Origin of the sequence: Actinoallomurus sp. NPDC052308 (assembly GCF_040679195.1) — a bacterium.
Taxonomy (GTDB): domain Bacteria; phylum Actinomycetota; class Actinomycetes; order Streptosporangiales; family Streptosporangiaceae; genus Actinoallomurus; species Actinoallomurus liliacearum.
On record NZ_JBFAUM010000011.1, the window covers coordinates 31,924 to 44,508 of the forward strand.

11 protein-coding genes are annotated in these 12,585 nt (G+C 72.6%); 7 read left to right on the plus strand and 4 right to left on the minus strand.

The genetic code is table 11. The annotated features are described in order from the left end of the window. Window positions 1–8 precede the first annotated feature (8 nt). From AB0L00_RS24915 to AB0L00_RS24930, 4 genes are all read right to left on the minus strand, one after another. Window positions 9–2,207: a molybdopterin oxidoreductase family protein gene (locus AB0L00_RS24915; protein ID WP_364438543.1), complete on the minus strand. Its 2,199-nt coding sequence runs from the start codon at window positions 2,205–2,207 to the stop codon at window positions 9–11. A 90-nt stretch (window positions 2,208–2,297) separates the two neighbouring features. Next, window positions 2,298–2,807: a GNAT family N-acetyltransferase gene (locus tag AB0L00_RS24920; protein WP_364438546.1), complete on the minus strand. Its 510-nt coding sequence runs from the start codon at window positions 2,805–2,807 to the stop codon at window positions 2,298–2,300. After that, window positions 2,804–3,973, minus strand: a complete 1,170-nt coding sequence (locus tag AB0L00_RS24925) for an anhydro-N-acetylmuramic acid kinase (RefSeq protein ID WP_364438549.1) — start codon at window positions 3,971–3,973, stop codon at window positions 2,804–2,806. Before AB0L00_RS24925 ends, AB0L00_RS24920 begins: the two co-directional genes overlap by 4 nt. Beyond that, window positions 3,973–5,091, minus strand: coding sequence for a serine hydrolase domain-containing protein (locus tag AB0L00_RS24930; protein WP_364438552.1), 1,119 nt, complete (start codon window positions 5,089–5,091; stop codon window positions 3,973–3,975). The genes AB0L00_RS24925 and AB0L00_RS24930 overlap by 1 nt, the downstream gene beginning before the upstream one ends. Before the next feature lie 85 nt (window positions 5,092–5,176). Here AB0L00_RS24930 and AB0L00_RS24935 point away from each other — a divergent pair, with 85 nt between their 5' ends. From AB0L00_RS24935 to AB0L00_RS24965, 7 genes are read left to right on the plus strand one after another with little or no spacing between them, the layout of a single operon-like run. Beyond that, entirely contained in the window at window positions 5,177–6,751 is a 1,575-nt protein-coding gene (locus tag AB0L00_RS24935) for an ABC transporter substrate-binding protein (protein WP_364438555.1), read from the plus strand. A gap of 13 nt (window positions 6,752–6,764) precedes the next feature. After that, on the plus strand, window positions 6,765–7,727 hold the full coding sequence (locus tag AB0L00_RS24940; protein ID WP_345356138.1) for an ABC transporter permease: 963 nt from the start codon (window positions 6,765–6,767) through the stop codon (window positions 7,725–7,727). Next, entirely contained in the window at window positions 7,724–8,620 is an 897-nt protein-coding gene (locus AB0L00_RS24945; RefSeq protein ID WP_364438558.1) for an ABC transporter permease, read from the plus strand. The genes AB0L00_RS24940 and AB0L00_RS24945 overlap by 4 nt, the downstream gene beginning before the upstream one ends. Next, the gene (locus AB0L00_RS24950) at window positions 8,617–9,621 is read left to right on the plus strand and encodes an ABC transporter ATP-binding protein (protein ID WP_364438561.1); all 1,005 of its coding nucleotides are present in this window, start codon (window positions 8,617–8,619) and stop codon (window positions 9,619–9,621) included. Before AB0L00_RS24945 ends, AB0L00_RS24950 begins: the two co-directional genes overlap by 4 nt. Next, window positions 9,614–10,627, plus strand: coding sequence for an ABC transporter ATP-binding protein (locus AB0L00_RS24955; protein WP_364438564.1), 1,014 nt, complete (start codon window positions 9,614–9,616; stop codon window positions 10,625–10,627). The genes AB0L00_RS24950 and AB0L00_RS24955 overlap by 8 nt, the downstream gene beginning before the upstream one ends. Continuing rightward, entirely contained in the window at window positions 10,624–11,541 is a 918-nt protein-coding gene (locus AB0L00_RS24960) for a MurR/RpiR family transcriptional regulator (RefSeq protein ID WP_364438567.1), read from the plus strand. The genes AB0L00_RS24955 and AB0L00_RS24960 overlap by 4 nt, the downstream gene beginning before the upstream one ends. 39 nt (window positions 11,542–11,580) lie before the next feature. Further along, entirely contained in the window at window positions 11,581–12,522 is a 942-nt protein-coding gene (locus tag AB0L00_RS24965; RefSeq protein WP_364438570.1) for an N-acetylmuramic acid 6-phosphate etherase, read from the plus strand. Window positions 12,523–12,585 lie beyond the last annotated feature (63 nt).

Sequence of the window (12,585 nt, forward strand, 5' to 3'; positions counted from 1 at the left end):
CCGCCTCGTCAGGCGGGCTGGACCTCCACCGGCACTCCGTTGAGCACGGCGTTGCCGGACAGCGGGTCGAGGGCGAGCGGGTCGGTGAGGGCGTTGGCGTTGACGCCGGGGTGCGCGGCGGCGACGGCCATCCGCGTGCCGGGCCGGCCGTGACCCCAGCCGTGGGGGAGGCTGACGACGCCGGGCATGATCTCGGCGGTGACCTCCACCTCCGCCTCGATCGTGCCGCCGGCGCCCGTCACCTTCGCCGTTCCCGCGTCCGTCAGCCCGAGGCGGCCGGCGTCCTCGGGGTGGACCTGTAGCGTGCAGCGGTTCGAGCCCCGGACCAGGCCCGGCACGTTGTGCAGCCAGCTGTTGTTGGACCGCAGGTGGCGGCGGCCGATGAGGACCAGGCCGGTACGCCGCCGGGCCAGGCCGTCGCGGAGCCGTACGGCGTCCTCGGCGAGCGGCGACGGGCACAGCTCGACCCGGCCGGACGGCGTCCGCAGCACCTCGGGCAGCCGGGGCCGCAGCGGGCCGAGGTCGACGCCGTGCGGCGCGTTCCGCAGCGCGCGCAGGGACAGGCCGTCCGGCACCGCGCCGAACCCGTCGCCGTACGCGCCGAGGCGCAGCATAAGGTCGAGGCGGCGCAGCGCCGGGGTCTCGCCGGTGAGCAGCGGCAGCAGCTCCGCCGGGTCCCGGCCGTGCACGGGCGAGGACGGGTCGGCGATCGCCTTGCCGAGCAGGTGGGCGATGACCGACTCGTCGACGTCGGTGTCCTGCCCGGACACGATGCCGATGAGGCGGGACAGGATCGCGCACTCCTCGAGCTCGCCGTCCCGGAGCGGGACCGCGGGCGGGGAGTACCGCGCGGTGTTGCGCACCGCGAGGTCCCCGAACGCCAGGTCGTAGTGCGGTGACCGGCTCGGCGGGGGCGGCGGCAGGATCACGTGCGCGTGCCGCGTCGTCTCGTTCAGGTACGGGTCGACGCTGACCATGAACTCCAGGTCGTCGAGCGCGTCGCCGAGGCGCTCGCCGCCGGGCAGGGACAGCACCGGGTTGCCGGCCACCGTGATCAGGGCGCGCACCCGCCCCTCGCCGGGCGTGTGGATCTCGTCGGCCAGGGTGGTGGCGGGCAGCTCGCCGCGCACCTCGGGGAGGCCGCGGACGCGGCTGTGCCAGCGGCCGGTCCGGAACCCGCGCCCGCTGCCCGTGCCGGGGCGGCGGTGCGGGGCGAGGGGGAACATCGCGCCGCCGGGCCGGTCCAGGTTGCCGGTCAGGACGTTGACGACATCGACCAGCCAGTTGGTGAGCGTGCCGAACTCGGCGGTGCAGGTGCCGATGCGGGCGTACACGGCGGCGCTCGGGGCGGCGGCCAGTTCGCGGGCGATCCGCCGGATCTCCTCGGCCGGGATCCCACAGACGTCCGCGACGTCCTCGGGGGCGAAGTCGCGGCTCAGCCGTTCCACGTCCGCCACGCCGTCGACCCCGGGGGTGTCGGCGACCAGGCCCTCGGTGAACAGGGTGCGCACGACGCCGAAGAGCAGGTACGCGTCGGCGCCCGGCCGGATCGGCAGGTGCCGGTCGGCGAGGCGCGCGGTCCGGGTGCGGCGCGGGTCGACGACGACGAGGGTGCCGCCGCGCCGGCGCAGCGCCTTCAGTTTTCCGGGGAAGTCCGCGGCGGTGCACAGGCTGCCGTTGGACTCCAGCGGGTTGGCGCCGAGGACCAGCAGGTACGAGGTGCGGTCCAGGTCCGGCACCGGGATGGACAGGGGGTCGCCGAACAGCAGGCCGCTGGAGACGTGCTTGGGCATCTGGTCGACCGTGCTGGCCGTGTAGAGGTTCGTGCTGCCCAGCGCGCGGGCGAGCGGACCGGCGTACAGGCCGCCCGCCAGGGTGTGGACGTTCGGGTTGCCGAGGTAGAGGGCGAGCGCCTGCCGGCCGTGGCGCCCGGTGACCTCGCCGAGGCCGCGACGTACCGCCGCGAACGCCTCCTCCCAGCCCACCTCGCGCCAGTCGTCGCCGTCGCGGACCATGGGGGAGCGCAGCCGGTCGGGGTCGTCCTCGAGCTCGCCGATGGTCGCGCCCTTGGGGCAGACGAAGCCGTGGCTGAAGACGTCGGCGCGGTCGCCGCGGGCGCCGGTGACCCGGCCGTCCGCGATCGTCAGCTCGAGGCCGCAGGTGGCCTCGCACAGGGGACAGATCCGGTACGCGGTCGTCTCGGCCATCGACGCCTCCGGCAGCACTGAGTTGTTTCACGAAACGATAGGGCCGCGGGTCCGGGAAGGGAACCCGTGATCGCCGATCGCGGTGGCGGGCTACCGGCGCACGGCGGCGCCCGGCCGGGCCGGGCGGAGATACCTCACCTGGGGCGCCCGCCAGCGCGGATCGACCAGCCGCGCGCCCTCGGGACGGAATCCGGCGCGTTCGTAGAGCGTGCGCGCCCGGTCGTTGTCCTCGAACACCCACAGCCGGACGTCCACGCCGGGCATCGCGTCGATCGCGTGCTCGAGCAGGCCGCGCCCCACGCCCGCCCCCGAGGCGGCCGGATGGACGTAGAGGGCGGCCAGATAACCCCCGCCGGGGTGATCGGCGTCGTCGCCGTAGCGGGCGAATCCCACCGGCCGCCCGCCGGCGTCGACGGCGAGCACGGTCGTCAGACCGGAGGCGCTGAGCCCCGTGGCCAGGTCGGTCGCGACGGTGCCGGCGTCGAGGGCGTCGATCACCTCGTCCGGCACGACGCCCCGGTACCCGGCCCGCCACGCTGCCACGAACACCTCGGCCATCCCGGACAGGTCGCCGGTGACCGCCTGCCGATAGGAGATCATTTGACGCACATCCGGCGCGGCCGCACGGTCGCGGGCTCCGGCAGCCGCAGTGGCGTCGCGCCCGGTGTCAGGGATCCCAGGATCGAGCCGGTACGCGCGCCGGTCGCGGACGCGATGGTGCCCTCGAGCCCGTGCACGGAGAGGTAGCCCAGCAGGCCGAACAGGTACGCCTCCTTCGCCTGCGCCGACAGGCCGAAGTCCTCGATCGGCCGAACGCGCGCCGGCGCCGAGAGCTCGGTGATCCGCCGCATCAGGGTCGGGTTGCGCACCCCACCGCCCGCGACGACGAGTTCGGCGAGCGCGTACGTCCGGCAGGCGTCGGCCACGAGTCGTGCGGTCAGTTCCGTGAGCGTCGCGAGCAGGTCGTCGGTTCCGATGTCGAGCCCGCCGACCGCGTCACGGACGTAGTCGGCGTGGAAGAGCTCCTTGCCGGTCGACTTGGGCGGTTCGGCGCGGTAGTACGGCTCGGCGAGCAACCGGTCGAGGAGCTCGGCGTGCACCGTGCCCCGTGCCGCCCGTGCGCCCCCGGCGTCCATTCGCTCGGCGCCCGCCGTGGCGTCGGTGACGGCGCTGTCCATCAGCGCGTTCGCGGGGCCGAGGTCGTACGCGATCACGTTTCCGCCCGCGTCGCGCACGGTGATGTTGGCGATGCCGCCGAGGTTGAGGGAGCCGCGCCGTACCTCGTCCGACAGCACGAGCAGCGCGTCCAGCGTCGAGGCGAGCGGCGCGCCGTGGCCGCCCCGCGTCAGGTCGCGGGTACGCAGGTCGGAGACGGTGGTCACACCGGTCGCCTCGGCGATCCAGGCGGCGGCCCCCAGTTGCAGCGTGCCGAGCGCGTGCGTGCCCTCGACCCAGTGGAAGACGGTCTGCCCGTGGGAGACGATCAGGTCGGCGCCACCGCCGGTGAGGCGTTCGTTGGCCGTCGCCGCGACCGAGCCGAACAGCCGGCCCAGCTCGGTGTCGAGCCGGCACACCTCTTCCATGGTGGTGGGGTGCGGCGGCAGGGCGGCCGCGATCCGGGCCCGAAGCCCGTCCGGAACGGGTTCGCTGTACAGCCCGCGCGGACGGCAGACGATCTCCTCGCCGGTCAGCGAGAAGTCGGCGGCGGCGGCGTCGATCGCGTCATAGGACGTGCCACACATCATGCCGATGACGGTCAGGTCCATCAGGGCCTCCTCAGGTGGGCCTCGGCCGCGGCGAGCACCCGCAGCCACATCGGTTCGGTCGCTCGGGACGGGCCGCTCGCGTGCAGCCGGTTGGTGATCATCGCGACGGCGGCCCGGCGTTCGGGCAGGACCGCGAACGCGACTCCGGGGAAGCCGGTGTGCCCGAAGGCGGGACCCGACGGAAGGTCCCAGACCCGGAATCCCAGCGCCTGATGAGGGTCGGCGCCGGCGGTGAGGAACCCGGCGACCGTGTCACGCCGGATCGGCCCGTCACCGTCCAGCCGGCTCAGCAGGCCCGTCGCGAACCGCAGGAGGTCGGCGGCCGTCGTGAACAGCCCGGCGTGCCCGGCGACTCCGCCGAACGCGTGGAAGGCGTTGCCGTCGTTCACCTCCCCGACCAGCACATGGTCACGCCAGCCGGCGAAGTCGGTGACGGCGCCGTCGACCGGGTACGGGACACCGGAGGTGATCATGCCTTGTTCGATCGTGTCGCCGGTCGAGCTCGCGGCCACCGGTCCGCCGGGCGCGGGCGCGGCGTAGCGCGTTTCGGTCAGCCCGAAAGGTCGCAACACCAGTTCGTCCACGGTCGCCGCGAGGTCGCCGCCGACGCGCGCGACCAGCGCGCCGAGCAGGATGAACCCGAGGTCCGAGTAGTGCCGTCCCTCGCCCGGCCGGTAGCGGAGCGGCAGGCCGGCGGCGAGTGAGACGGCGTCGTCGCCGCGGGCGCCCTTCAGGTACAGCGGCCACCATTCCCACAGGCCGGCCCGGTGTTCGAGCAGGTCGCGGACGGTGCCGTGCCGGTCGAGTCCCGGGAGGTGACGCGCGACCGGCGCGTCCAAGGTGATCTCGCCGGCGTCCACCAGCGCCATCAGCGCGGCCGTCGTGCCGACGATTTTGCTGACCGACCCGGCGTCCGTCCTCGTGTCCCAGCCCATCTCGACCGGCGGGCCGGTCGCGTCGTGCCGTGCGACACCGCCGGCGGCGTAGCGGATCCGGCCGTCTTCGGCGACGGCGACGAGCGCCCCGGGCGGCGCGGCGCCCTCGTCGGAAGACTCGCTCAGCAGGTCGGTGACGGCGGTGACCAGCGGGTCCGCGGTGAGGCGGGTGATTTCGGACACGGGCACAGGTTAATGGTTCACCTATTGTCTGTCATCAAGGTCAACCGTTAACCTCTGCGGCAACCCGTTGCTCGGAGGAGCTCGTATGACACCCCCCAACTCTCCCGGTCGCGGCGGTATCCGGAACCGGATCACCTCCGTCGCCGTCACCGCCGCCGCCGCGACCGCCGTCGCGGCACTGGCCGCCTGCTCGCCCAGCGGTTCGCAGAACTCCTCGTCCTCATCGGGCGCCTCGACGTTCGTCGTCGCGCGAACGGGCGACATCGACAAGCTCGACCCGCACCTGGCGACGGCGTTCCAGACGCAGCAGACCCTGGGCCTCGTCTACTCCAGGTTGGTCGCGACCAGCCCCACCGGTCAGATCCAGCCGGACCTGGCGACCCAGTGGAAGATCTCGCCCGACGGGCGGACCGTCACCTTCACCCTTCGCACGGGCGTGACCTGGCAGGACGGCTCGCCGTTCACCTCCGGCGACGTCAAGGCGTCGATCGAGCGGATCCTGAACCAGAGCACCGGCGCGGTCGCCCGCTCGAACCTGACCGCCATCGAGAAGGTGGACGCCCCGGACGCCGCCACGGTGGTGCTGCACCTGTCCAAGCCGTCGGCGTCGCTCCTCTACTCGCTGGCGTCGGTGAACTCCTCGATCGAGTCGGCCAAGGACATCTCCGCCGGGACGGTCGGCAAGAAGCCCAACGGCACGGGCGCGTTCGCCTGGAACACCTGGAACCCCGGCCAGCAGGTGGTCCTCACCGGCAACGCGAAGTACTACGGCGGCGCGCCGAAGATCAAGAAACTCGAGTTCCGGGTCATCCCGGACGAGTCGTCGATCCTGTCCGGCATGAAGGCCGGCGCGTTTCAGCTCGGCCTGCTCTCCGACCCCGGCGTCGCCCGCCAGGCCGGCAAGTCCGACAAGTACGCGCTCGCCAAGCAGCCGGCCCTGGCGTACCACGTGCTGATGCTCAACGGCCGGAAGGGCCCGCTGAAGAACCAGCAGGTGCGGCAGGCGATCAGCTGCGCCATCGACCGCAACCAGGTGGTGCAGACGGCCGCCTACGGCGACGGCACCGTGACCGGCCCCATCACGAGCCCGGCGTTCTCCTACTCGGCGACGGACGGCCTGCCCTGTACGCCGGGTGACGTGGCCAAGGCGCGCTCGATGCTGGCCGCGGCCGGTTACGCGAAGGGCTTCACCCTCACCACCATCGTCGAGACCGGCGAGTACGCCACCGCCAACGCCGAGGCCCAGAACGTCCAGTCGCAGCTCTCCAAGATCGGCGTGAACCTCCAGCTGAAGCAGCTGTCCACCGGGCCGTACGTGTCGGCGTGGCTCGCGGCGGACTATGACGCCGCCGTCGCGCTGAACGGCGGCTCGTACGATCCGTTCCTGATGTACGGGCGCTACTACACCTCCGGCGGCAGCCTCGCCAAGCCGGCGGGCCTGGACTCCTCGACGCTGTCCGACCTGCTCAACCAGGGCAACTCCACCAGCGACGACGGCAAGCGGCAGGAGACCTTCCGCAACCTCCAGAAGGAGCTGCTGGCCGAGTCCCCGTGGGTCTGGATGTTCCGCTCGGACGACTACTACCTGGTCGGCTCGGGCGTCCACGGGTTCACGCCGCGGCCGGATGAGTTGCTCAGCTCGCTGACCGGCGCGTCCTGAGAGCGGCGAGCCGATGCTGAACCTGCGATGGCTGGGGGCCCGGCTCCTGGGCGCGCTGATCACCCTGCTGGGGGTGACGGTGGTCGTCTTCGTCGTCCTGCGCACCATCCCGGGAAACGCGATCACCGCCTCCCTCGGCATCGAGTCGGGCACGCTGACCCCCGCGCAGCGTGCCTCGCTCGAGCACTTCTACGGGATCGACCAGTCCTGGTTCTCCCAGCTCTGGACGTGGATCTCGGGCGTCGCGCGCGGTGACCTGGGCCTGTCGCTGACCAGCGGCCGGTCCGTCACCGGCCTGGTGGCCTCGGCGCTGCCGGTGACGGTCGAGCTCGCCGTGCTGTCGGCGCTGATCGGCACCGCCTTCGGCGTGGTGCTCGGCGTGCTCGCCGGCAGCAGGCCGGGACGGGCCTCCGACTCGCTCACCCAGGGCGCGTCGCTGGTCGGCCTGGCCATCCCCGAGTTCGTGCTCGGCACCGCCATGGTGACGTTCCTGGCTCAGGCCTTCCACTACTTCCCCGACACGGGCACGTTCGTGCCGCTGACCCGCTCCGTCGGGGGGAACATGAGCCAGGTCCTCTACCCGTCGCTCGTGCTCGCGGTCGCGTTTGCGGCCAACGTGATGCGCACGACCCGATCGGAGTACGTCGAGATGGCCGAGGCCGACTACGTGCGCACCGCACGGGGCAAGGGGCTGTCGCCGGGCCGGGTCCGGAACTCGCACATCCTGCGTAACGCCACGATCCCGATCGTCACGCTGACCGGCATCCAGTTCGGCTACCTGCTCGGCGGAACCGTGATCATCGAACAGATCTTCGCGCTGCCCGGCATGGGACGCCTGCTGTTCACCGCCATCTCCAACCGGGACTACCCGGTGGTGCAGGGCACGGTGCTGGTCATCGCGGTGCTGTTCGTCCTCGTCAACCTGCTCGTGGACCTGCTCTACCGGATCATCGACCCACGGACGCGTGCCGCATGAGTGTCCTTCCCACGGTGGCCGAGCCCGTCGGCTCCGCCCCCGCAGCGCCCGGACGGTCCCGGCTGCTCGCCCGGGTCTGGCGGGACCGCAACGGGCGGATCGGCCTCGCCGTCATCCTGCTGCTCGTCGTCATCGCCGTGCTCGGCGCGTTCGGGGTGCTGCCGAACGACCCGATCGCGCAGCACCCTGCCGCCCGGCTCCAGGGCCCCTCAGGCCGGTACTGGTTCGGTACGGACCAGTTCGGCCGGGACATCGCCGCACGGGCCGCCGTCGGGATCTGGACGTCACTGCGGGTCGCGGTCGTCTCGGTGGCGGTGGCGGCCGTGCTCGGCTCGATCCTCGGCATCAGCGCCGGGTTCTTCCGCGGCTGGGTGGACCAGGTCGTCAGCCGCTTCGTCGACATCCTCTTCGCGTTCCCCGCGATCCTGCTGGCGCTCGCGGTCGTCAGCGCCCTGGGCAGCGGGTGGCAGAACACCGCGATCGCGATCGCCGTCGTCTACACGCCGATCTTCGCCCGCGTGTCGCGGGGGCCGACGCTCGCCGTCGGCGCCTCGGAGTACGTCAAGGCGCAGCGGGTGCTCGGCACGCCACTGCCGCGGATCCTCCTCCGCCACGTACTGCCGAACGTCAGCGCGCCGATCATCGTGCAGGTGACGCTGGCGCTGTCCTGGGCGATCCTCACCGAGTCCGCGCTGTCGTTCCTCGGTCTGGGAACCCGGCCGCCGACGCCCAGCCTCGGCCTGATGGTCTCCGAGGCCCGCAACACCGTCGCGGACGCGTGGTGGACGCTGACCTTCCCGGCGCTCGCGATCGTCGTCGCGGTCATCGCGCTCAATCTCCTCGGCGACGGCCTGCGCAGCGCTCTCGACCCGCGAAGGGACTCCCGCTCATGAGCGAACCGATGCTGGCGGTACGCGGTCTGCACACCGCGATCCGCACTCCGTCCGGGCCGCTGGAGATCCTGCGGGGCGTCGACCTCGAAGTCGACCGCGGCGAGACCCTGGCGGTCGTGGGCGAGTCCGGTTCGGGCAAGTCCTTCACCGCCCTGAGCATCGCCGGCCTGCTGCCGACCGGTGCCTCCGTCACCAGCGGCCAAGTGCTCCTCGAGGGCCGGGACCTGGTGGCGCTGCACGAGGCCGAGCGCCGTGCCGTTCGCGGCGCCGAGATCGGCATGGTCTACCAGGACCCGATGACGTCCTTGAACCCGATGATGCGCATCGGCAAGCAGGTGACCGAGGGGCTGCGGGCGCACGGCTGGTCGAAGGAGGCCGCCCACGACCGGGCGGTGACCGTGCTCGGCGAGGTCGGCCTGCCGTCGCCGCGGGCGCTGATGCGGCTCTACCCGCACCAGCTCTCCGGCGGCATGCGGCAGCGGGTGCTGATCGCGTGCGCGATCGCGCCCCGGCCCAAGGTGCTCATCGCCGACGAGCCGACCACGGCGCTGGACGTGACGATCCAGCAGCAGATCCTCCAACTGGTCGCCAGGCTCCGGGACGAGTACGGGCTCGCCGTCGTCTGGATCACCCACGACCTCGGCGTGGTGGCGCGGACCGCCGACCGGGTCGCCGTCGTGTACGCCGGCCGGGTCGCCGAACTGGCCCGTACGCGCGCGTTGTTCGCCACCCCTCACCACCCCTACACCGACGGTCTCCTGCGCTCGCTGCCGACACCGGAAGACCCGCACCAGGCGCCGTTGCCGCAGATCGGCGGCAGCCCGATCGCGCTGTCCGCGCTCCCGCCGGGCTGCCCGTTCGCGCCGCGCTGCCCGGAGCGACAGGACCGTTGCGACACGGAGGAACCTCCATTGATCGACCGTGCCGGCTCCCGAGCCGCATGCTGGGTGCCGCGCGGGGAATGGCGCGCACCGTCCGCGGGGGTGACCACCCGTGCCTGACAAGCCGACGCCCGGTGGAGGGAACTCCTCCGGCGAGATCGCGATCGAGGTCCGCGACGTCGTCAAGCGCTACCGGACCCCGGGGCGCGGCGAGGTCCACGCGCTCGACAACGTGAGTGTGCGCGTCGAGCGCGGTCAAGTGCTCGGCGTCGTCGGGGAGAGCGGCTGCGGGAAGTCGACGCTCGCGCGGCTGCTGACCCGACTCGAACGGCCGGACTCCGGAAGCGTCGAGATCCTGGGCCACCGGATCGACCTCGCCAAGCGGCGGGAACTGCGGGAACTGCGGCGCGTCATCCAGCTCGTCTTCCAGGACCCGTACGCCTCCCTCGATCCGCGGCAGCGGATCGGCGCCGCGCTGGCCGAGGTCCTGACGGTGCACCGGCTGCCGTCCGGTACGGCGCGGGTCGGCGAACTCCTCGAGACGGTCGGGTTGTCGCCGGCGACCGCGGACCGGTACCCCCACCAGCTCTCCGGTGGGCAGCGGCAACGCATCGGCATCGCCCGCGCGCTCGCCGTCGATCCGCAGGTCCTCGTGCTGGACGAACCCGTGTCGGCGCTGGACGTGTCGGTCCGCGCGGAGATCATCAATCTGCTGGCCCGGCTGCGTACCGAGCTGGGACTGACCTTCGTGTTCATCTCTCACGACCTCGGCATGGTGCGCCATCTCGCCGACCAGGTCGCGGTGATGTACCTCGGCAAGATCGTCGAGTACGGGCCGTGGGACGCCGTCTCCGACACCCCCGGACACCCGTACACGCGTGCGCTGCAGGCGGCGGTGCCGATCGCCGACCCGCGGCTCGACGCTCCGCCGGCCGACATGGTCGTGACCGGGGAGGTCCCGGACGCCGCGAACCCGCCATCGGGATGCCGCTTCCACCCGCGATGCCCGCTGGTCGAGGACCGCTGCCGCAGTGTCGAACCGCTCATGCTGCCGGAATCCGGATGGCATCGGCTGGCCTGCCACGTCACGAGCAGCGAGGCGACGGCGGAGGGGACGGACCGGTGAACGCGGCCGCCGACCACCTTCAGGATCACCAGCAGGACGTCCTGACCAGACTGCGAGGACTCCAGCCGACGCTGGTGCCGTCGAAACGGCGGGTCGCCGCCTACATCCTGCAAGCGCCGGCGCACGCCGCCACCCAGACCATCTCCGAACTCGCGCGGGCCGCGCAGACGTCGGAGAGCACGGTGCTGCGACTGTGCCAGGAGCTCGGGCTGCGCGGGTACCGCGAGCTCCGGATCGCCCTCGCGGCGGAGTCGGGACGCGAGCAGGAGCGGGCGGCGAACCGCCGTATCGGAAGCGACATCAGCCGCGACGACGACCTCGACTCGATCATCGACACCGTCACCTTCACCGACCAGCAGGCGATCGCCGACACGGCGCGTAACCTCGACCGCGCGGCACTCGCCGAGGCGGTCGCGCTCACCGCGGGCGCGCGCCGGGTCGACATCGTCGGCGTGGGCGCGAGCGCCGTCGTCGCACTCGACCTGCAGCAGAAACTGCACCGGATCGGGCTCATCGCGTACGTCTGGCACGACACCCACGCGGCCCTGACCGCCGCCGCGCTGCTCGGTCCGGCCGATGTCGCGATCGGCGTGTCGCACACCGGTACGACCCCGGACGTCGTCGATGTCATCCGCGAGGCGAGCGCACGCGGCGCCATGACGGTCGCGCTGACCGGCGTGCCGAACTCACCGCTCGCCGCCGCGGCGGACGTTTTATTGACCACGGTGGATCGAGAGACGACCTTCCGCTCGGGCGCGACAGCGTCCCGAATCGCCGCCTTGTGCGTGGTCGACGTGCTGTTCACCGCGGTCGCCCAGCGCCGCTACGACCAGGCCATCGCCGCGCTCGAGGCGACACGGGAGGCCGTTGTCACCCGCCGTTCCACTTCGGGCAACGCCCCGACCGCACGGTAGCGAGGCCCGCTGAAAGAGTCCCAGACAGGAAGGCCGTTCGTGAACCACTCCGGAATCCGGGTCGTGTCCCCGACCGAGCAGGTCAACGCCCGGACCGCCGAACTCGACGCCGTGCCGACGCTTGAGCTCGTCCGCCTGCTCCACGAGGAGGACCGCACCGTACCCGACGCGGTCGCCGTGGTGCTGCCCCGGCTGGCCGCGCTGGTGGACGACGCCGCGGCGCGGGTCGCCGGCGGCGGCCGGGTGCACTACTTCGGCGCGGGGACGTCCGGACGGCTCGGCGTGCTCGACGCGGCCGAACTGCTCCCGACGTTCGGGCTGCCCGACGACGTGGTCATCGCCCATCAGGCCGGCGGCGCCACTGCGTTGGTACGCGCCGTCGAGAACGCCGAGGACAACGACGACGGAGCCGACGCCACCGAGGTCACCGGGGCGGACGTGGTGATCGGCCTGGCCGCCTCCGGCCGTACCCCCTACGTCGGCGCGGCGCTGACGGCGGCTCGCGCCGTGGGGGCGGCCACGGCGCTCATCACCTCGAACCCGAACGCCCCACTGGGGGAGCTCGCGGACTACCTGCTCGTCGCGGACACCGGCCCGGAGGCGATCACGGGCTCCACCCGGCTCAAGGCGGGCACCGCGCAGAAGCTCATCCTGAACACGTTCTCGACCGCGCTGATGGTGCGGCTGGGGCACACCTACGGCAACCTCATGGTCGACATGCGGGCGACGAACGCCAAGCTCCGCGGCCGGTCGATGGAGTTGCTCGTGCAGGCCACCGGGGCGGACGACGCCGAATGCGCGGCCGCGATCGATCTCTGCGGCGACCTGAAGACCGCGCTGGTCTACCTGCTCGCGCGGCGGCGCACGGCGGTGACGCCGGATGAGTGCCGGGCCGCGCTGGCGATGTCCGGCGGGCGGGTCCGGCAGGCGCTGGCGACCCTGGACGCGGACCCCGCGCCCTCGGCGGATCTCCCGGCCTGACGGCGGCGGGCCCACCGGCGATAACGCGGGCCGGCGGGCCCACCACCGAGGGCGGGCCCGCCG

Bases quoted from the DNA above. Each gene is read 5' to 3' on its own strand.
- AB0L00_RS24915 (WP_364438543.1), bottom strand. From the start codon at position 2,207: ATGGCCGAGACGACCGCGTACCGGATCTGTCCCCTGTGCGAGGCCACC.
- AB0L00_RS24920 (WP_364438546.1), bottom strand. From the start codon at position 2,807: ATGATCTCCTATCGGCAGGCGGTCACCGGCGACCTGTCCGGGATGGCC.
- AB0L00_RS24925 (WP_364438549.1), bottom strand. From the start codon at position 3,973: ATGGACCTGACCGTCATCGGCATGATGTGTGGCACGTCCTATGACGCG.
- AB0L00_RS24935 (WP_364438555.1), top strand. From the start codon at position 5,177: ATGACACCCCCCAACTCTCCCGGTCGCGGCGGTATCCGGAACCGGATC.
- AB0L00_RS24940 (WP_345356138.1), top strand. From the start codon at position 6,765: ATGCTGAACCTGCGATGGCTGGGGGCCCGGCTCCTGGGCGCGCTGATC.
- AB0L00_RS24945 (WP_364438558.1), top strand. From the start codon at position 7,724: ATGAGTGTCCTTCCCACGGTGGCCGAGCCCGTCGGCTCCGCCCCCGCA.
- AB0L00_RS24950 (WP_364438561.1), top strand. From the start codon at position 8,617: ATGAGCGAACCGATGCTGGCGGTACGCGGTCTGCACACCGCGATCCGC.